The organism is Riemerella columbipharyngis, from assembly GCF_900101995.1.
Lineage (GTDB): Bacteria > Bacteroidota > Bacteroidia > Flavobacteriales > Weeksellaceae > Riemerella > Riemerella columbipharyngis.
In genome coordinates this window covers 61,260-80,156 of the sequence record NZ_FNAS01000005.1, presented here as the reverse complement: position 1 = coordinate 80,156, position 18,897 = coordinate 61,260, and the positions used below count along the sequence as shown (strand labels likewise).

Sequence of the window (18,897 nt, the reverse complement as noted above, 5' to 3'; positions counted from 1 at the left end):
AATTTAACTAATTGTTTGTCAGTTAAAAAAAAGTTCTTATATTTGCACACTCAATTTATAGGAGTATTGTGTCTATATTTTGTGATAAAACATGGCTCTTAAAGTATTGAAAAGTAATTTAATAACTATATTAATTAGATAATGTCAGGTATTATTGGAAAGAAAATCGGTATGACCTCTTTGTTTGACGAGTCAGGGAAAAACATTCCTTGTACTGTTATTCAGGCGGGGCCGTGTACGGTTTTGCAGGTCAGAACCTTAGAGAAAGACGGTTACAAGTCTGCTCAGTTAGGTTTCGATGACAAGAGTGAAAAGAACGTTGGAAAAGCGTTAGCTGGTCATTTTAAAAAGGCTGGTTCTGCTCCTAAAGCAAAGTTGGTAGAGTTCTACCACGCATTTGTGAATGATTTGCAAGTAGGAGATGAAGTGAAAGTAGACTTATTCAAGGAAGGGGAATTTGTAGATGTTACAGGGACATCAAAAGGTAAAGGTTTCCAAGGTGTTGTAAGAAGACATGGCTTCGGTGGTGTGATGCAGGCAACACATGGGCAGCACAATCGTTTGAGGGCGCCGGGTTCTATCGGTGCGGGATCTGACCCTTCGAGAGTATTCAAAGGTCTTAGAATGGCTGGAAGAATGGGAGGTAAGCAGGTTACAGTGCAAAACCTTCAGGTGTTAAAAGTAGATGAAGAACAAAATCTTTTAGTAGTAAAAGGTGCTGTTCCGGGAGCTAAAAATTCTTATGTAATTGTTAGAAAATGGAATTAGTAGTATTAAATACATCAGGAAAAGAAACCGGAAGAAAGGTAAATTTGGACGATGCGATTTTTGGCATTGAACCAAATCAGCACGCGGTTTACTTAGAAGTGAAGCAATACCTTGCTGCTCAGCGTCAAGGAACGCATAAATCTAAAGAAAGAAGCGAAATCACAGCCTCTACTAAAAAGCTCAAAAAGCAAAAAGGCTCTGGTTCTGCGAGGTACGGGGATATCAAATCTCCTGTATTCAAAGGAGGGGGTAGAGTATTTGGCCCTAAACCAAGAGATTATAGATTTAAATTAAATAAAGCGCTTAAAAGATTGGCTAAAAAATCTGTTCTTTCTCAAAAAATGAAAGATAACAGCATTAAAGTTTTGGAAAATCTTTCTTTTGAAGCGCCTAAAACTAAAGAGTTTATCAATGTTTTAAATGCATTAGGGCTTGAAAGTAAAAAGTCTTTATTTATCCTTGGTGAAGTTAATAAAAATGTTTACTTGTCTTCTAGAAATTTACCAAAAGCAAGTGTGAAAAATTATAATGAAATTTCTTCTTATGATTTAATAAATGCTGGTGAAGTGGTATTTTTGGAAGATGCGGTAGAGAAGTTTCAAGAAAATTTAAGAAAATAAATCATGTCAGTAATCATAAAACCAATTATTTCAGAAAAAGCTTCTAATCTGTCTGATTTGAGAGGTGTTTATAGTTTCTTGGTAGATACTAAGGCTAATAAAATCCAAATCAAGCAAGCGGTAGAAGAAGCGTATGGTGTGAAAGTAGCCGGAGTGAAAACGATGATTTATGCTCCTAAAGTTTCTGCTAAATATACCAAGAAAGGACTTCAGGTTGGTAAAACCAATAAACTGAAAAAGGCAATGGTTCAGCTTGTAGAAGGTGAAGTCATTGATATTTTTGCAACGAATTAATTAAATTATAAATAATAGTAATGTCTGTTAGAAAATTAAAACCTATCACCCCGGGACAGAGATTCAGAATTGTAAACAATTTTGAAGAGATTACTACCAACAAACCAGAGAAGAGCCTTACTGTAGGTCTTTCGAAGAAGGGCGGTCGTAACAACACTGGTAAGATGACCATGCGTTACACCGGAGGTGGACACAAGAGAAAGTACAGAATCATTGACTTCAAAAGAAATAAATTTGATGTTAATGCAACTGTAAAAACTGTGGAATACGATCCAAATAGAACGGCATTTATCGCTCTTCTCGAATATGCAGACGGAGAGAAAAGATATATGATCGCTCCAAATGGGATAAAAGTTGGACAAACTGTAGTTTCAGGGGATAGCGCGACTCCGGATTTGGGGAACGCTATGAAATTGAAAAACATACCTTTGGGTACTGTTATTTCTTGTATTGAATTGAAGCCTGGTCAAGGTGCTATATTAGCAAGAAGTGCAGGTTCTTCTGCACAGCTTACTTCCAGAGATGGTAAGTATGCAATTGTTAAATTGCCTTCAGGAGAAACAAGAATGGTTCTTGTAGAGTGTATGGCTATGATTGGCTCTGTGTCTAACTCAGATCACCAGCTTACAGTATCCGGTAAAGCGGGTAGAAGTAGATGGCTTGGCAGAAGACCAAGAACGAGACCAGTAGCAATGAACCCGGTAGATCACCCAATGGGTGGTGGTGAGGGTAGATCTTCAGGAGGTCACCCAAGATCAAGAAACGGTAAGCCGGCTAAAGGTTACAAGACAAGAAAGAAAAATAAAGTGTCTAACCGTTACATCGTATCCAAAAGAAAATAATTATGGCAAGATCACTTAAAAAAGGACCTTATATTCACTATTCTTTAGAGAAAAAGGTTCAGGCAAATATAGAGTCTGGAAAGAAGACAGTAATTAAAACATGGTCCAGAGCATCAATGATTTCTCCGGACATGGTGGGTCAGACTATTGCAGTACACAACGGGAAGTCTTTTATTCCAGTTTATGTGACTGAAAATATGGTAGGACACAAGTTAGGCGAATTTTCTCCTACGAGATCCTTCAGAGGACATAGTGGTAACAAAAATAAAGGTAGCAGATAATCATGGGAAAAAGAAAACAAGATAGTGCCATCGCACGCAAAGTTGCAAATCAAGATGTGGTAAAAGCGCGTCTTAATGATTGCCCTTCTTCTCCAAGAAAAATGAGACTCGTTGCCGATATCATTAGAGGAGAAAAAGTAGAGAAAGCTCTATATATCCTTAAATATTCTAAGAAAGATGCTTCTAATAAATTAGAAAAACTTCTTCTTTCTGCTATGGCAAACTGGCAGAATAAAAATGAAGGTGCTGATATAGAAGAAGCAAACCTTATTGTAAAGGAAATATATGTGGATAGTGCAAGACAATTGAAAAGACTTCGTCCTGCACCACAAGGTAGAGGTTACAGAATTAGAAAAAGATCTAATCATGTAACATTAGTATTAGGAATAAAATCAGATAATCAATAATCAAGATATGGGACAGAAAACAAATCCAATTGGTAATAGATTAGGTATCATCAGAGGATGGGATTCTAACTGGTTCGGAGGAAACGATTATGGAGACAGAATCGCGGAAGACTATAAAATCAGAAGATATCTTGAGGCGAGATTGTCTAAAGGAGGAGTATCCAGAATCTATATAGAAAGAACTCTGAAACTCGTTACAGTTACTATTACAACAGCAAGACCGGGACTTATCATCGGTAAAGGCGGTCAAGAAGTAGATAAACTTAAAGAAGAGTTGAAAAAGCTTACTGGTAAAGATATTCAAATTAATATTTTTGAAATTAAAAGACCAGAATTAGACGCTGTATTAGTAGCAGATAGCATCGCTAAGCAAATAGAGAATAGAATTTCTTACAGAAGAGCTGTGAAAATGGCAATCGCAAGTACTATGAGAATGGGAGCTGAGGGTATCAAAGTTCAAATCTCAGGTAGACTGAACGGTGCTGAGATGGCAAGAAGCGAATCTTTCAAAGAAGGAAGGATACCATTGTCTACATTCAGAGCAGATATCGATTATCATATCGCAGAGGCACACACTACCTATGGTAGATTGGGTGTTAAAGTTTGGATTATGAAAGGAGAAGTTTACGGAAAAAGAGAATTGTCTCCTTTGGTAGGCACACAGAAAAAATCTTCTGGAAGAAAAAGAGAAAGAAAATAATTTGATTAGAGTTAGAAGATAGAAATTAGAAATGAGATCTTCCGTTACAAGAACTGAATTTAATTTTTTTCCGTCTAACATCTAAAATCTAACATCTAATAGTAGAAAATTATGTTACAACCAAAAAGAACAAAGTTTCGTAAGGTTCAGAAAATGAAAATGAAGGGTAATGCCAATAGAGGGCATAGACTCGCCTACGGAACATTCGGTATAAAAGCAACAGAAGGTGCTTGGATTACTGCAAGACAGATAGAGGCAGCTCGTATTGCGGCGACCAGATATATGAAGAGAGAAGGACAGCTTTGGATTAAAATTTTCCCGGACAAACCGGTAACTAAAAAACCAGCTGAAGTAAGGATGGGTAAAGGTAAAGGTGCTGTAGAATATTGGGTAGCAGTAGTGAAACCGGGTAAAATAATGTTTGAAGTAGGAGGCGTTCCTTACGAAGTAGCTAAAGAAGCATTAAGACTTGCAGCTCAGAAACTTCCTGTTGTTACTAAGTTTGTCGTAGCAAACGATTTTGTTAAACCTCAATAAATCTTTAGAAATGAAAAAAGCTGATATTAAAAATTTAAGCGTAGGGGATCTTCAAAACCAACTTGCTGATGCTAAAGCAACTTACACTAAGATGAAGCTGGCTCATAGAATTAGTCCGATAGAAAACCCTATTCAAATCAGAGATTTGAGAAGAACGATTGCAAGACTTGAAACGGAACTAACTAACAAACAATAATTTCATTTTATTATGGAAAGAAATTTAAGAAAAGAAAGAATCGGAATAGTTTCGAGCAATAAAATGGAAAAAACCATTGTTGTTAGTGAAACTATGAGAATGAAACATCCCATGTACGGTAAGTTCGTTTTGAAGACTAAGAAATATACCGCACACGATGAAAATAATGAGTGTAACGAAGGTGATACTGTTCTTATTCAAGAAACAAGACCTTTGAGCAAAAATAAAAGATGGAGATTAGTAAGAATCATAGAAAGAGCTAAGTAATGTTACAAACAGAATCAAGATTAAAAGTAGCTGATAATACCGGCGCTAAAGAAGTGTTGGTTATCAGAGTTTTGGGAGGAACCAAAAGAAGATACGCATCTGTGGGTGATAAGATTGTAGTTACAGTAAAAGATTCTACTCCTACAGGAAATGCTAAGAAAGGGCAAGTCTCTAAAGCAGTGGTGGTAAGAACAAAAAAAGCAGTTAGAAGAAAAGATGGTTCATACATCAGTTTCGATGATAACGCTTGCGTTCTGTTAAATGCTGCAGGTGAGATGAGAGGAACTCGTGTTTTTGGACCGGTTGCTCGTGAATTGAGAGATAAGGAATATATGAAGATCATTTCATTAGCTCCAGAGGTTTTATAATAGTATAATTTATTAAAGAACATGATAAAGTTAAAAATCAAAAGAGGAGACACTGTAATCGTTACTACCGGAAATAAGTCTATCAAAGGTAGAAGCGGTGAAGTTATCGAAGTGATCAAAGATAAGAATAGAGCCATCGTAGCAGGTCTTAATATTGTTAAAAGACATACTAAACCTTCTGCACAAAACCCTCAGGGCGGCATTGTAGAAAAAGAAGCATCTATCCATATTTCTAATCTTGCATTAGTAGATCCTAAAACAGGAAAAGCTACTAAAGTGGGCTATAGAATGGTAGATGGTAAGAAAGTAAGATTTGCAAAAAAATCCGGTGAAACTTTATAATTAAAAGATGATGGAATATATAGCAAGACCAAAAAAATTATATAAAGAAAAAATTATTCCAGCAATGATGGAAGAGTTTGGGTACAAATCTGTTATGCAAGTACCTAAGTTAGAGAAAATCGTTGTTTCCCAAGGATTGGGTGCTGCTACAGCCGATAAGAAAATCGTAGATTACGCAGTGGAGGAATTGACAGCAATTACCGGACAAAAAGCAGTAGGTACTATTTCTAAAAAAGATGAGGCTTCTTTCAAATTGAGAAAAGGAATGCCTATCGGTGCTAAGGTAACCCTTAGAGCAGATAAAATGTATGAGTTTTTAGATAGACTTACATCTTCTGCATTACCGAGAATTAGAGATTTTAACGGTATTAAAGCTGATGGTTTCGATGGGAGAGGTAATTACAATTTAGGTATTACCGAACAAATTATCTTCCCGGAGATCGTGATTGATAAAGTGAAAAAAATACAAGGTATGGACATCACTTTCGTAACAAGTGCTAACACTGATAAAGAAGCAAAAGCACTATTAACTCACTTCGGTTTACCATTTAAAAAGAATTAAGAAAATGGCAAAAGAATCAATGAAAGCGCGTGAGCGTAAAAGAGAAGCATTAGTTGCTAAATATGCTGCTAAAAGAAAAGCCCTAAAAGAGGCGGGAGACTATGAGGCATTACAAAAATTGCCTAAAAACGCTTCGCCGGTAAGATTGCACAATCGTTGTAAACTTACAGGAAGACCAAGAGGGTATATGAGAACTTTTGGAATTTCAAGGGTTACTTTTAGAGAAATGGCTAACCAAGGACTAATCCCTGGAGTTAAAAAAGCTAGTTGGTAACAATTTTTTATAAATCAAGATAATTAAGTTGAAAAAAACCAATAGAAAGGATTTATCAAAACTGATTATCATTAACCAATAAATTAAATAAAAAGAAATGGTAACAGATCCAATTTCAGATTTCCTAACAAGAGTAAGGAACGCACAAAGCGCAGGCCACAAAGTGGTGGAAATTCCTGCATCAAAAATCAAAAAGGAGATTACGAAAATCTTATTTGATCAAGGTTATATCTTAAACTATAAGTTTGAGGCTAACACTGTTCAAGAGAATATCAAAATCGCTTTGAAGTACGACAAAAAAACTAATAAACCTGCAATTAAGTCTATCCAAAGGGCATCAAGACCAGGTTTGAGACAGTATAGAGGTTCTGCGGAGCTTCCGAGAGTACTTAATGGTTTGGGTATTGCTATCATCTCAACTTCTAAAGGTGTGATGACTGATAAAAAAGCAAGAGAAGAAAAAGTGGGTGGCGAAGTAATCTGCTATGTTTATTAATTTTTAATTCAAGGAAAATGTCAAGAATTGGTAAAGCAATTATAAATATTCCTGCCGGCGTTACCGTATCCGAAAAGGATGGTGTAGTAACGGTAAAAGGAGCTAAGGGAGAACTCTCTCAGGAGCTTACGGGAGGGATTACTGTGGAACAAAAAGACGGAGAACTGACTGTGAACAGACCGTCTGACTCTAAACAACACAAAGCTCTTCACGGTCTTTACAGAGCATTGATCAATAATATGGTGATCGGTACTTCTGAAGGATTCACTAAAAAATTAGAGCTTGTGGGTGTAGGTTATAGAGCATCTCACCAAGGGCAAAAATTAGAATTAGCACTTGGTTTTTCACACGGTATCGTAATGGAACTTCCTAAGGAAATCCAAGTAGATACTGTGACTGAAAAAGGTAAAAACCCAATCATCACGCTGTCATCTTACGATAAACAGCTTTTGGGTATGGTGGCTGCAAAAATCAGATCTTTTAGAAAACCTGAACCATACAAGGGGAAAGGTGTGAGATTTGTAGGAGAACAAATTAGAAGAAAAGCCGGTAAATCAGCTTAAAATTAAAATTTAAGAATAATGGCATTAAGTAAAGAAGAAAAAAGATTAAGAATAAAGAGAAGAGTTAGAGGAAAAATTTCCGGAACTCAAGCAGCACCAAGATTATCTGTTTTCAAAAGTAACAAGGAAATCTATGCTCAGTTAATCGACGATAAAGAAGGTAAAACTTTAGTTCAAGCGTCTTCCAGAGAAAAAGGCGTGAATGTAAAAGGAACTAAAACAGAGGTTTCTGCAGCAGTAGGAAAAGCTATTGCAGAGAAAGCAATTGCTGCGGGATACGAGAAAGTAGTATTTGATAGAAATGGTTTCGTGTATCACGGAAGAGTAAAAGCTCTTGCTGACGGTGCTAGAGAAGCAGGTTTGAAATTTTAAAAATTAAGAAATTATGTTAGGATTAAATAATATTGAAAGAGTAAAACCTGGTGGTTTAGAATTAGTAGATCGTTTGGTTGCCGTAAATAGAGTAACTAAGGTAACCAAAGGAGGTAGAGCGTTTGGGTTTTCTGCTATCGTAGTAGTAGGGAACGAAGACGGTGTTATAGGATTTGGACTTGGTAAATCAAAAGAGGTTGCTTCTGCTATAGCTAAAGCGGTAGAAGATGCTAAGAAAAACCTTGTAAGAGTACCGGTAATCAATCATACCATTCCTCATGAAACAAGTGCAAGATATGGTGGAGCTAATATATTCCTAAGACCTGCCTCCCATGGTACAGGGCTTATCGCTGGTGGTGCGGTGAGAGCTGTATTGGAATCAGCAGGGGTACATGATATCCTTTCAAAGTCTAAAGGTTCTTCTAACCCTCACAATGTGGTGAAAGCTACTTTCAAGGCGTTATTAGATCTCAGAAGACCAGAAGAAATCGCTAGGATGAGAGGTGTAACATTAGATAAAGTTTTTAACGGTTAATTTTGAATAAATGGCAACAATAAAAATAAAACAAGTAAGAAGTGCTATTGGTAGAACCAAAACCCAAAAAAGAACCCTTGAAGCTTTAGGATTCAAAAAATTACACCAAGTAGTAGAGCACGAAGCTACACCGGCAATATTAGGTATGGTGGCTACAGTAAAGCATTTAGTAGAAGTGCAAAAATAAAAATACTCATAGAATAGAGACTTTGGACAGAATTGTTTTTTATCTTTAGTCTCTGTTCTTGAAAATATTTTTGATTTATAATTAATAAATAAGACAAAATGAAATTAAATAGTATAAAACCTGCAGCAGGCTCTACACATAATTCTAAGAGAATAGGTAGAGGGCAAGGCAGTGGAAAAGGTGGGACTTCCACAAAAGGACATAAAGGGCAAAAATCTAGATCTGGATACTCTATCAAAATAGGTTTTGAAGGAGGACAAATGCCTTTACAAAGAAGACTTCCTAAGTTTGGTTTCAATAATATCAACAGAAAAGAATACAGAAGCATCAATTTGGATACTATTCAAAATCTTATCGATACTAAAGGTATTAAAGGTGATATCACTAAAGAGGTTTTAGTAGAAAATGGATTAGTTTCTAAAAATGATTTAATCAAAATCATGGGAAGGGGAGAATTGAAATCCGGAGTTGCTATTTCTGCAAACAAATTTACAAAGTCCGCTGAAGAATTAATCAACAAAGCTGGGGGGAAAGCAGTTACTCTATAATTATTACCATGAAAGAATTTATACAAACACTTAAAAATATATGGAACCTTAAAGAGTTAAGGGAAAAAATTCTTTACACTTTGGGGATGATATTGGTGTATAGATTCGCATCTTATATCTCTCTACCGGCTATCAATATGGCACAAGTAGGTAGTCTTTTAGAACAATATCAGCATAATGGAGGTAGTAAACAGGGCGCAGGTCTCTTAGGTTTGCTGTCTTCTTTTACGGGTGGTGCATTTAGCCGTGCTTCTATTATGGCATTGGGAATTATGCCTTATATTTCGGCTTCCATTATTGTTCAGCTTATGGGAATGGCAGTACCATACCTCCAGAAGTTGCAGAAAGATGGGGAGAGTGGTAGGAATACGCTTAATCAAATTACCCGTTGGCTGACAATAGCGGTATGTCTGGTTCAGGCTCCTTTTTATTTAGGAACTATTACAAGCGTGTTTATTCCTTATGCTCAGTTTCAGTCGGCATACTATGTGGAGCCTACATCTTTTATGTTTTGGTTCCCTAGTGTTGTGATATTGGTAGCAGGCTCTCTTTTTGCAATGTGGCTGGGAGAAAAGATAACCGATAAAGGAATAGGCAATGGGATTTCAATATTGATTATGGTTGGAATCTTAGCCGGCTTTCCAGGAGCTTTTATACAAGAAGTTTCTACTCAAACAGGGAAAGGTGGTGCAGGAGCTATTATGATATTGATAGAAGTTTTACTTTGGATATTGGTTATTTTACTGGCTGTTGTGTTATCTGTGGCTGTTAGAAAAATTCCTATCCAGTATGTAAGTAGAGCACACGCACGAGGAGGCGGTAATAGAATGAGCCAAGGAGCAAGGCAGTGGATACCTCTTAAGGTAAATGCTGCAGGTGTGATGCCTATTATCTTTGCTCAAGCTCTTATGTTTGTGCCAGGGCTGCTTACAAAACTTGACGAGACGAATACTTTCCTTGCCGGATTCAAAAATGTTTTCAGCTGGCAGTATAATATGTTGTTTGCTATCCTGATTGTGATTTTCTCATTCTTTTATACGGCAATTACTATTCCTGTAAATCAGATAGCTGATGATTTGAAAAGGAACGGTGGATTGATTCCTAAAGTGAGACCTGGAAAAGAGACTTCAGACTATTTAGATGATATTTTATCAAAAATTACTTTGCCTGGAGCAATATTTTTATCTATCTTTGCAATTCTTCCGGCTTTGGTGCGTGGAAGCATTGTTCAGACAGACGGATTTGCACTATTCTTCGGAGGTACATCTCTGTTGATTATGGTTGGGGTAGTTTTGGATACCGTTCAGCAAATCAATACTTATTTGTTGAATCATCATTATGATGGTTTGATGCAGTCTAAATTGTCTAGAACACCAAATAAATAAGTTAGGACAATGGCTAAACAAAAACATATTGAACAAGATGGCGTGATAGTGGAAGCATTATCAAATGCCATGTTTCGCGTTGAGCTTGAGAATGGACATATTCTAATCGCTCATATTTCTGGTAAGATGAGGATGCATTATATCAAATTATTACCTGGAGATAAAGTAAAGCTGGAGATGTCGCCTTATGACTTGACAAAAGGTAGGATTACATTCAGATACTAATCTGAAAAAAAAATATAAGATGAAATCAGAGATTTTGTCTGAAAAAGAACAAATTAAATAGAGAAATCAGATGAAAGTAAGAGCATCAATTAAAAAAAGAAGTGCAGACTGCAAAATCGTAAGAAGAAAAGGCAGATTGTATATTATTAACAAAAAGAACCCTAAATTTAAACAAAGACAAGGCTAATTTTGCAAAATTAAATTATGGCGAGAATTGCAGGTATTGATTTACCAAAAAACAAAAGAGGCGTAATAGGACTTACCTACATTTATGGAATAGGAAAAAGTACTGCGTCGGAAATTTTGAAGAGTGCTGGAATCAGCGAAGACAAGAAAGTCAGCGAATGGAATGACGATGAATTGGCTGCTATCAGAAATTACATCACTGAAAACATCAAAGTAGAAGGTGAGCTTAGATCTGAAGTACAATTGAACATCAAAAGATTGATGGACATAGGCTGCCAACGAGGAATACGTCACAGACTGGGATTACCTTTAAGAGGCCAAAGAACGAAAAACAATTCTAGAACCCGTAAAGGAAAAAGAAAAACTGTTGCTAACAAGAAGAAGGCAAGTAAATAATCGTTAGAATTATGGCAAAACAAACAAAAGTTACCAAAAAAAGAAAAGTAAAAGTTGAATCTATTGGAGAAGCACACATCCAAGCGACTTTTAATAATATTATTATTTCTTTAACGAATAAAAACGGAGAAGTTATCTCTTGGTCTTCTGCCGGAAAGATGGGTTTTAGAGGGTCTAAAAAGAATACTCCTTTTGCTGCTCAGATGGCAGCTGAAAACTGTGCTCAAGTGGCTTACGAAGCTGGTTTGAGGAGAGTGAAGGTATTCGTGAAAGGGCCAGGTGCGGGTAGAGAATCAGCTATAAGATCTATACATAATTCTGGTATTGAGGTAAGTGAAATCGTAGATGTAACACCTATGCCGCACAACGGATGTAGACCACCTAAAAGAAGAAGAGTTTAATTGAGATTTTATTAAAATCTAAAATCATCTAAAATCAAAAATAATGGCAAGATATATAGGACCAAAAACTAAAATTGCAAGAAAATTTGGTGCTGCAATTTATGGAGATGATAAAAACTTCGAGAGAAGAAAAAATCAACCACCAGGACAGCATGGACCAAATAAGAGAAGAGGTGCAAAAAGATCTGAATATGCGACTCAGCTTGCAGAAAAACAAAAAGCAAAATATACTTACGGCATCTTGGAAAGACAGTTCTCCAATATGTTTAAGAGGGCACACAGTAGCTTAGGTGTTACAGGTGAGGTTCTTTTACAACTTTGTGAATCAAGATTGGACAATGTAGTGTATAGATTAGGCTTTGCTAAAACTAGAGCTGCAGCGAGACAATTAGTATCTCATAGACATATCTCTGTAAACGGTGAGATTGTAAATATACCATCTTATAACCTAAAGCCTGGGGATAAAGTGGGAGTGAGAGCTAAATCTAAGTCACTTTCTGTAATTGAAGATGCACTTTCAAGTAGATCTGATTATGAGTGGCTTCAGTTCAATGATGAAACTAAGGAGGGTACTTTCGTTAATGCACCTGAAAGAATACAAATTCCTGAAGACATCAAGGAACAGTTAATTGTCGAACTTTACTCTAAATAACCCTTAAATTTTTGCTCAACCCAATATTATGGCAATTTTAAATTTTATTAAACCCGATAAAGTAATCTTACTTAATTCTACGGAATTCAGCGGTCAGTTTGAATTCAGACCATTAGAGCCAGGTTTTGGATTAACTATCGGTAATGCTTTGAGAAGAGTACTTCTCTCTTCTCTCGAAGGTTATGCTATTACATCTATCAAAATAGAAGGCGTAGAGCACGAATTTTCTACTATACCGGGTGTTATTGAGGATGTTACCGAAATTATACTTAATTTGAAACAACTTCGTCTAAAGGCAAATTCAGAAAATGCAAAAGGGGAAAATGTTTCTGCTAAAATTTCTAAACAAACTCAAATAACTGCGGGAGATTTAGGAAAGTTTATTACAGAATTTGAGGTTTTAAATCCGGATTTGGTTATCTGTAATCTATCTAAAAATGTGAGTTTTGAAATTTCGTTTAATATCAATAAAGGGAGAGGTTATGTGCCTTCTGACCAAAATAAACTGAATAATGCTCCATTAGGGACTATTGCTATAGATTCTATTTATACGCCTATAAAAAAAGTAAAATATAGTATAGAAAACTACCGTGTAGAGCAGAAGACAGATTACGAGAAGTTGGTATTAGATATTGAAACAGACGGCTCTATATCTCCTCAGAATGCTCTTACAGAGGCTTCTAAGATTTTGATTTATCATTTTATGTTATTTTCAGATGAAAGAATCACCTTAGAAACTGAGGCAGTAAAGGCTTCTATTCAGTATGACGAAGAAACGCTTCACATAAGACAGCTTCTTAAAGCAAAATTAGCGGATATGGATCTTTCCGTAAGAGCTTTGAATTGCTTGAAAGCTGCGGAAGTAGAAACTTTAGGCGAATTGGTTGCTTATAGTAAATCAGATTTGATGAAATTTAGAAATTTCGGTAAAAAATCTTTGACAGAACTAGAAGAACTGGTTCATTCTAAAGGATTGAACTTCGGTTTTGATGTAACAAAATATAAATTAGACTCTGATAAATAATCGTTAAAATGAGACACGGAAAAAAAATAAATCATTTAGGCAGAACGGCATCACATAGGAGGGCTATGCTTTCTAATATGGCATGTTCGCTAATTGAGCATAAAAGAATTATGACTACGGTAGCCAAAGCTAAGGCACTGAGAGTCTATGTAGAACCTCTTCTTACAAAATCAAAAGAAGATACTACACATAACAGGAGAACAGTATTCTCATATCTTCAAAATAAATATGCTGTAAGTGAGCTATTTAGAACGGTTGCTCCTAAAATAGCTGAGAGAAATGGAGGATATTGTAGAATTATTAAAACAGGATTTAGATTAGGAGATGCTGCCGATATGGCTATGATAGAGCTGGTGGATTTCAATGAACTCTACAACCCTAACGAAGTAGAGAAAAAATCTACAAGAAGAAGCCGCCGTATTAAATCCTCTACTACTAAGAAAGCAGAGCCTACAGCTACTGTTGAGGAAGTAAAAAAAGAAGAAACAACAGAAGAATAAATTTCTCTTAAAAGGAAGAAATGCCACTTTTTAACAAAGGAGTGGTATTTTTTTTGAACATATATTGTCTAATAATAGAAATTAAATATATCTATCATAATTTGCATAACGCAAATCTTCAAGAATTTCCTGAAAAAGAAATATTTATTTTAACAAAAAAGACAAAATAAAAAAGGCTGATAAAATATTGATAAAAGGATTGGAAATCTAAAAGGATAAAAAAGGTGGGTAAATATCAAGTGTGCAAAAATTACCATTTATTACTAATGGACTACCATTAAAAACATAGAAAAACACACTATAAATATTATGCATTGAAATAGCTAAATACTGATAAAGCCTCCTTAATACCCACAGTGAAAGTGTTCTATATAGAAGAATAAAAATTTTATCCCATAAAAAACTTAAAAAAGAGCGATGTTTTTTTAGTGGGTGTGCTTTTTTATCTTAAAAATATAGAATGATAAATGTACAGAATAAATCAAAACCAATACTAAAAAACTATAAAATTATGGTTAATGATATACTGATTTACTTCTTTTTATAAAGAAAATGTATTTATATAATTGATTTATAGTTTTTATTGTGATATTGTTATAAAAAGTCCCATCAAAGTCTATTTTTCATTATTTTAATACTCTAGAGTAATATTTGTTTATCTAAATATTACACTGCTATTCTGCTTATTTAAATAGATACATCCGACCAACCAATGTAACACATTGATAAAAAAGGTCTTTCGGAGTTCTAAAATTTAAGTTTTTTCCTTGGTCTTCGGTTAAGTTTATTGCTGAAAAATAGAAGCAAGGTATCTATCTGGAAGAAGTAAAAAAGTTTACCGAAAATCCAAGCTATAAATATCAACAAGCAGACCTATTAAATGGTGATTTTGAGTACAAAACATTTGTTAATGGTAAGGAAGTAAGTGATACCGAAAAATATAAACTATTCAATGAGTTTGTTTGGAAGTTTATGAAAACACATAATAACCCCATAGAAAAAGATGACATATGGATAAGATAGTTGATAGATTAGTGTTTTTAGAATTTTGTTTCATCTCCTTCTGCGTATTTTTAAAAGAGCATATACAATAATTAGTTCGTATGATTGTTTCCAAACCACAGACAGTCTATCTTTTAAGTATGGCTAAAAATGAAAAAGTATTATTACATTTATATTGTTATAAGCTTAGGCAAGGATAGAAAACTCGTAAGTTTAGAGCTAAAATTTTCTGTTGATACTAATGACGGGTATTTCGGACTTTATAGAGACTATTCTTTTTTGCTAAAAAACACTGATAATGCTATTTAATTATAATTCAAGTATCTACCATCAATATAATATCTTGTTGTTATCAACAGAGAACTATCCTATAAGCTTTGCAGAAAATGTTTATGAGACAGTCACGTTTATGCCTGATTGCCTATTTGAAATATTCATAGTAATACTCTTTCCTTTCAAAAGCACTATAAAATTCTCAAAATATTTATTCAATTATTTACAAAAATATTATCAAGTTTTTTGTATTAGAGGATAATTTAAGTACAATATTTTTAAAAAAACTTTAATGTTTATTTTTGTAATAACTTACACCTGTTTCTATGAATTTTTTGAATTTTTCTTTTGGCATATATCCCGATACAGGCTTGTTAATTACCTGCTCGTCCGGAGTTACAAGGACATAATGAGGCTGAGAATTATTATTAAAATTCACTTGTTGGAACATACTCCAGCGGTCTCCTATGGTCTTGATTTTTTTCATTTGCCCATTTCCCATATCCATCTTGGATTGCTTCTCGGCAGGCAGCTCCTCTTTGTCATCTACATATAGGGAAGCAAGGATTACCTCATTCTGAAGTAAAGGCAATATATCCGGCTGGCTCCATACGAACTCTTCCATTTTTCGGCAGTTTTCGCAACCATAGCCGGTAAAGTCTATAAGCACGGGTTTGTTTTCTTTTTTGGCTAAAGCAATCGCCTCAAAGTAATCATGCTGAGGATGAATGCCCATGATACCGTCTTCATCATTATGAAAATAGCTGACATTCACAGGGGGTAAAATACCGCTAAGCATCTCTAACTTTGGTTTTTCGGAAGGGACAATTCCTTGTATAAGATATACCACAAATCCTATCCCAAGCACGCCAATTATCTTCCTGGATAAAGAAATTTTAGGATTTTTGTCATCGTGTGGGAATCTTATTTTCCCAAATAAATAAAGCACTAAGCCTATGCTTATCACAATCCATATCCCTATGAACAGCTCTCGTTTCAGGAAAAATGTTTTAGAAACCAAATCTGCCTTAGAGAGGAATTTCATAGCCAATGCCAATTCTATAAAACCTAAAACCACCTTTACGGTATTCATCCAGCCTCCGGATTTCGGTAAACTATGTAGTGCCTGAGGGAATAGTGCTAAAAGCCCGAACACAATAGCCCACGCCAGCCCAAAACCGCCTAAGGCGAAAGTGAGCAGCATCGGAACATTGCTGGAACCCGTAACAGCACTTCCCAACAAACTTCCTAAAATAGGTCCTGTACAAGAGAATGAAACAATCACCAAAGTAAGTGCCATAAAAAATATCCCGACCAATCCTCCGGCTTCTTCCGCTTTGGAAGATTTATTTGCAATCCAGCTCGGCAAGGTAATATCATAATACCCAAAAAAGCTTATCGCAAAGAAAATAAAAATACCGAAGAAGAATAGATTGAGCCATATATTTGTAGCTATTTGGTTAAAAATATTCCCCGATATACCATCAATAATATGGAACGGCACACTCAGAAGGACGAATATAAGCAAGATGAAAATCCCATAAACAATCGCGTCTCTCCTACCTTTGGCTTTATCCTTAGCTCCTTTGGTAAAGAACGATACTGTAAGAGGAATCATCGGAAATACGCAAGGGGTAAGCAATGCGATAAGTCCGCCCAAAAATCCTAAAATAAAAATCCATTGATAGCTGTTATCCTTAGCGGCGGTTTCTTCCATTCCGGAATCCACTAAAGGATGCTCAGGGTCAAGGCTTTGTATCCTTAGCTCATTAGCATCTGTGGTGGGGTTTGCTACCTCTTGGGCAGTTGTTTTTCCTATGGTATCGTTTTCTGTTTTTGCAGGCTCTTCATTAGTTGTGTTTTTCAGAGAATCTGTTTTTGCCGCAAAAGGAGCTGTTATTTCAGTATTTCCTTTTGCGGCAATGGTATGTTCAAATTCCAATGTATTCGGTGCTAAGCAGACTTTGTCGTTACAAGTTTGGTAAGTGATTTCGGCTTCAATATCAGCCGCCTTGTCCGGATCTTTTATTTTGAATTTCTGTTTGAAAGCCGCCGTACCGGAGTAAAACACAATACGGGTACCAAAAGCCTCCGAAAACTCATCGTGTTTTGTTCCCACTTCTACTACACCGCCTATTTTGTCTATGTTTTTACCGGTTAGATTCATTTCCGTAGGGATACCGCTGTCTTCAGGAAGATCTTTGGAATAGATATGCCAGCCGTCTTCCAGATTAACGGTGAGTACAGCCTCATAGAGATTGTCTCCCAAGTCTTTTACGGAAAGCTTGAACTTTGCCGGATTTTTGATTTGAGCCGAAAACAGCCCAGCCATCATCGTAAAAAATATCAATAAAACAGTTCTTATTTTCATTGGTTCTTAGATTTCTTTAGTATTATAATCACTTCATTATCATTGCTTTTTGATGCAAATCTTGCATCTTGCCGCAGTGGTACTATCCCCAAAATGCGATCTTTTGCATCACAGAGCAGCCGTATTTTTTGCTTCATCAGTATTGACAGCTTCTCATCTTTCAGATACTTAGACACCTTTTTCTTCCCTTGCATACCCATTGGGTAGAAAATATCACCCTCTTTCTTTAGTCTAAGTTTGAGAGGAAATGTTACAAGGTTTGCATCCAATTTCCATACCATTTTCTTTGTTTCAAAGTCGTTTCCAATCCATTGGGATAGGTCTATTTCTTTTTTTTTCGGCAATGAGATTTCTTGCAAATCTTCTTTTTTTTCTTTTGGGCTAATGATAATCAGTTCATTTCGGTTTATTATCAATTGATGTTCCGAGGTATAGAATACACTTCCCGTATTGGCATCAAATATCTTAGCAATTTCCTTGGCGTCATTAAATCCAAACCGTCTAAGGATTTCGTATTGGGTAAAAGGAGACAGTTGTTGTAATTTGTTTTTGTCCAAAGTTAATTCCGAATCATTTTTTTTAAGGGTAATGTTTTCTAAATCTTGCCCTATCTTTTCCGATAAATAGTGCTGGGTATCATTAAGGATAGAAATACTTTTTTTGAAATTAGACATAAAAGCTCCATTGGTTTCCAATAATTTCGGAATGATAAGATTTCTTATTTCGTTTCTTAGATAATCATTCTTTGTATTAGACAAATCTTCCCGGTAGGGGACCTTTTGATTTTTTGCATAGGCGTAGATTTCTTTTTTCGTAAATCCCAGTAATGGGCGGACGATATTATTATCGCACTTCGGAATACCCGAAAGTCCTTTTACTCCGGCTCCTCTGGAAAGATTAATGATGAAAGTTTCCAAATTATCATCAAGGTGGTGTGCCGTTGCCAAAAAATCCAAATTTTTCTCCCGCATAATTTTTTGGAATATCTTGTACCGCAGTTCTCTTGCCCATAGTTGTATAGACCCTTCGGCAGGCTTGTTGTCTTTCTCGGAGACTTCGTAAATATGAAGTTTAATCTTGTTTTTAACACAAAAATCTTCTACTGTTTTTTTGTCTAAATCGGAGTCTTTGCCTCTTAATTTATAATTGATGTGAGATATCTGAAAATCAATACCTTTAGACAAAAATAAATGACACAGCACCATAGAATCTACCCCTCCGCTTACCCCTAAAAGATAAGTATGGCTCGAAAATTGCTCTACCAAAGCAGAAAGTTCGGAAGAAAAGTTATGAATATTTAACAAGGTTTAATATTTTTTACAG

Annotated in this window: 31 protein-coding genes; 29 read left to right on the top strand and 2 right to left on the bottom strand. The window is 35.6% G+C overall.

The features are described 5' to 3' along the window. Positions 1 to 141 precede the first annotated feature (141 nt). The 29 genes from rplC (at position 142) to BLS89_RS10590 (ending at position 15,239) form a co-directional block, all read left to right on the top strand. A complete protein-coding gene (gene rplC, locus BLS89_RS04235) occupies positions 142 to 768 on the top strand; it encodes a 50S ribosomal protein L3 (RefSeq protein ID WP_092736255.1) in 627 nt (208 codons plus the stop codon). Next, positions 759 to 1,388 carry a 50S ribosomal protein L4 gene (rplD, locus tag BLS89_RS04230; protein WP_092736254.1) on the top strand — a complete coding sequence of 210 codons (630 nt, stop codon included), beginning with the start codon at positions 759 to 761 and terminating at the stop codon, positions 1,386 to 1,388. The genes rplC and rplD overlap by 10 nt, the downstream gene beginning before the upstream one ends. Positions 1,389 to 1,391: 3 nt before the next feature. Next, positions 1,392 to 1,682 (top strand): 50S ribosomal protein L23, encoded by a 291-nt coding sequence (gene rplW / locus BLS89_RS04225; protein WP_092736253.1) that lies wholly within the window; start codon positions 1,392 to 1,394, stop codon positions 1,680 to 1,682. Positions 1,683 to 1,702: 20 nt separating this feature from the next. Beyond that, entirely contained in the window at positions 1,703 to 2,524 is an 822-nt protein-coding gene (rplB, locus tag BLS89_RS04220) for a 50S ribosomal protein L2 (protein WP_092736252.1), read from the top strand. Positions 2,525 to 2,526: 2 nt separating this feature from the next. Then, on the top strand, positions 2,527 to 2,805 hold the full coding sequence (gene rpsS, locus BLS89_RS04215; protein ID WP_018675408.1) for a 30S ribosomal protein S19: 279 nt from the start codon (positions 2,527 to 2,529) through the stop codon (positions 2,803 to 2,805). A gap of 2 nt (positions 2,806 to 2,807) precedes the next feature. Then, positions 2,808 to 3,212 (top strand): 50S ribosomal protein L22, encoded by a 405-nt coding sequence (gene rplV / locus BLS89_RS04210; RefSeq protein WP_092736251.1) that lies wholly within the window; start codon positions 2,808 to 2,810, stop codon positions 3,210 to 3,212. Positions 3,213 to 3,219: 7 nt separating this feature from the next. Next, positions 3,220 to 3,912, top strand: coding sequence for a 30S ribosomal protein S3 (rpsC, locus tag BLS89_RS04205; protein WP_092736250.1), 693 nt, complete (start codon positions 3,220 to 3,222; stop codon positions 3,910 to 3,912). Between the two features lie 111 nt (positions 3,913 to 4,023). Then, a complete protein-coding gene (gene rplP, locus BLS89_RS04200; RefSeq protein ID WP_092736249.1) occupies positions 4,024 to 4,449 on the top strand; it encodes a 50S ribosomal protein L16 in 426 nt (141 codons plus the stop codon). 10 nt (positions 4,450 to 4,459) lie between these two features. Beyond that, the gene (rpmC, locus tag BLS89_RS04195) at positions 4,460 to 4,645 is read left to right on the top strand and encodes a 50S ribosomal protein L29 (RefSeq protein ID WP_092736248.1); all 186 of its coding nucleotides are present in this window, start codon (positions 4,460 to 4,462) and stop codon (positions 4,643 to 4,645) included. Between the two features lie 9 nt (positions 4,646 to 4,654). Then, the gene (gene rpsQ, locus BLS89_RS04190; RefSeq protein ID WP_092736247.1) at positions 4,655 to 4,912 is read left to right on the top strand and encodes a 30S ribosomal protein S17; all 258 of its coding nucleotides are present in this window, start codon (positions 4,655 to 4,657) and stop codon (positions 4,910 to 4,912) included. After that, positions 4,912 to 5,280 carry a 50S ribosomal protein L14 gene (gene rplN, locus BLS89_RS04185; protein ID WP_092736246.1) on the top strand — a complete coding sequence of 123 codons (369 nt, stop codon included), beginning with the start codon at positions 4,912 to 4,914 and terminating at the stop codon, positions 5,278 to 5,280. Before rpsQ ends, rplN begins: the two co-directional genes overlap by 1 nt. Before the next feature lie 21 nt (positions 5,281 to 5,301). Beyond that, positions 5,302 to 5,622, top strand: coding sequence for a 50S ribosomal protein L24 (gene rplX, locus BLS89_RS04180; protein WP_092736245.1), 321 nt, complete (start codon positions 5,302 to 5,304; stop codon positions 5,620 to 5,622). A 10-nt stretch (positions 5,623 to 5,632) separates the two neighbouring features. Continuing rightward, positions 5,633 to 6,184 (top strand): 50S ribosomal protein L5, encoded by a 552-nt coding sequence (gene rplE, locus BLS89_RS04175; RefSeq protein ID WP_092736286.1) that lies wholly within the window; start codon positions 5,633 to 5,635, stop codon positions 6,182 to 6,184. Positions 6,185 to 6,188: 4 nt separating this feature from the next. Next, positions 6,189 to 6,458, top strand: coding sequence for a 30S ribosomal protein S14 (gene rpsN / locus BLS89_RS04170; RefSeq protein WP_004917337.1), 270 nt, complete (start codon positions 6,189 to 6,191; stop codon positions 6,456 to 6,458). Between the two features lie 97 nt (positions 6,459 to 6,555). Further along, positions 6,556 to 6,954 (top strand): 30S ribosomal protein S8, encoded by a 399-nt coding sequence (rpsH, locus tag BLS89_RS04165; protein WP_092736244.1) that lies wholly within the window; start codon positions 6,556 to 6,558, stop codon positions 6,952 to 6,954. Positions 6,955 to 6,971: 17 nt separating this feature from the next. Then, positions 6,972 to 7,517 carry a 50S ribosomal protein L6 gene (gene rplF, locus BLS89_RS04160; protein WP_092736243.1) on the top strand — a complete coding sequence of 182 codons (546 nt, stop codon included), beginning with the start codon at positions 6,972 to 6,974 and terminating at the stop codon, positions 7,515 to 7,517. A gap of 18 nt (positions 7,518 to 7,535) precedes the next feature. Next, complete coding sequence (rplR, locus tag BLS89_RS04155; protein ID WP_092736242.1) at positions 7,536 to 7,889, top strand: 50S ribosomal protein L18; 354 nt, start codon at positions 7,536 to 7,538, stop codon at positions 7,887 to 7,889. Positions 7,890 to 7,902: 13 nt separating this feature from the next. Beyond that, positions 7,903 to 8,424, top strand: a complete 522-nt coding sequence (gene rpsE, locus BLS89_RS04150) for a 30S ribosomal protein S5 (protein WP_092736241.1) — start codon at positions 7,903 to 7,905, stop codon at positions 8,422 to 8,424. A 10-nt stretch (positions 8,425 to 8,434) separates the two neighbouring features. Beyond that, positions 8,435 to 8,611: a 50S ribosomal protein L30 gene (rpmD, locus tag BLS89_RS04145; RefSeq protein ID WP_092736240.1), complete on the top strand. Its 177-nt coding sequence runs from the start codon at positions 8,435 to 8,437 to the stop codon at positions 8,609 to 8,611. A 98-nt stretch (positions 8,612 to 8,709) separates the two neighbouring features. Continuing rightward, positions 8,710 to 9,159, top strand: coding sequence for a 50S ribosomal protein L15 (rplO, locus tag BLS89_RS04140; protein ID WP_092736239.1), 450 nt, complete (start codon positions 8,710 to 8,712; stop codon positions 9,157 to 9,159). Between the two features lie 8 nt (positions 9,160 to 9,167). After that, the gene (gene secY, locus BLS89_RS04135) at positions 9,168 to 10,544 is read left to right on the top strand and encodes a preprotein translocase subunit SecY (protein WP_092736238.1); all 1,377 of its coding nucleotides are present in this window, start codon (positions 9,168 to 9,170) and stop codon (positions 10,542 to 10,544) included. Positions 10,545 to 10,553: 9 nt separating this feature from the next. Next, on the top strand, positions 10,554 to 10,769 hold the full coding sequence (gene infA / locus BLS89_RS04130; protein ID WP_002983257.1) for a translation initiation factor IF-1: 216 nt from the start codon (positions 10,554 to 10,556) through the stop codon (positions 10,767 to 10,769). Between the two features lie 70 nt (positions 10,770 to 10,839). Then, positions 10,840 to 10,956, top strand: coding sequence for a type B 50S ribosomal protein L36 (gene ykgO, locus BLS89_RS04125; protein WP_004917354.1), 117 nt, complete (start codon positions 10,840 to 10,842; stop codon positions 10,954 to 10,956). Between the two features lie 17 nt (positions 10,957 to 10,973). Then, positions 10,974 to 11,351 (top strand): 30S ribosomal protein S13, encoded by a 378-nt coding sequence (rpsM, locus tag BLS89_RS04120; protein ID WP_092736237.1) that lies wholly within the window; start codon positions 10,974 to 10,976, stop codon positions 11,349 to 11,351. Positions 11,352 to 11,362: 11 nt separating this feature from the next. Next, positions 11,363 to 11,752: a 30S ribosomal protein S11 gene (gene rpsK / locus BLS89_RS04115; protein WP_092736236.1), complete on the top strand. Its 390-nt coding sequence runs from the start codon at positions 11,363 to 11,365 to the stop codon at positions 11,750 to 11,752. 43 nt (positions 11,753 to 11,795) lie between these two features. Next, complete coding sequence (gene rpsD / locus BLS89_RS04110; protein WP_092736235.1) at positions 11,796 to 12,404, top strand: 30S ribosomal protein S4; 609 nt, start codon at positions 11,796 to 11,798, stop codon at positions 12,402 to 12,404. Between the two features lie 28 nt (positions 12,405 to 12,432). After that, on the top strand, positions 12,433 to 13,428 hold the full coding sequence (locus BLS89_RS04105) for a DNA-directed RNA polymerase subunit alpha (RefSeq protein WP_092736234.1): 996 nt from the start codon (positions 12,433 to 12,435) through the stop codon (positions 13,426 to 13,428). Positions 13,429 to 13,436: 8 nt separating this feature from the next. After that, positions 13,437 to 13,928, top strand: a complete 492-nt coding sequence (rplQ, locus tag BLS89_RS04100) for a 50S ribosomal protein L17 (protein WP_092736233.1) — start codon at positions 13,437 to 13,439, stop codon at positions 13,926 to 13,928. A 1,152-nt stretch (positions 13,929 to 15,080) separates the two neighbouring features. Next, positions 15,081 to 15,239: a hypothetical protein gene (locus BLS89_RS10590; RefSeq protein WP_176763236.1), complete on the top strand. Its 159-nt coding sequence runs from the start codon at positions 15,081 to 15,083 to the stop codon at positions 15,237 to 15,239. Positions 15,240 to 15,492: 253 nt separating this feature from the next. On the opposite strand, the gene BLS89_RS04095 is transcribed toward BLS89_RS10590, so the two are convergent. Beyond that, positions 15,493 to 17,574 (bottom strand): protein-disulfide reductase DsbD family protein, encoded by a 2,082-nt coding sequence (locus BLS89_RS04095; RefSeq protein ID WP_092736232.1) that lies wholly within the window; start codon positions 17,572 to 17,574, stop codon positions 15,493 to 15,495. Continuing rightward, complete coding sequence (gene tilS, locus BLS89_RS04090) at positions 17,571 to 18,878, bottom strand: tRNA lysidine(34) synthetase TilS (protein WP_092736231.1); 1,308 nt, start codon at positions 18,876 to 18,878, stop codon at positions 17,571 to 17,573. The genes BLS89_RS04095 and tilS overlap by 4 nt, the downstream gene beginning before the upstream one ends. Between the last annotated feature and the right edge of the window lie 19 nt (positions 18,879 to 18,897).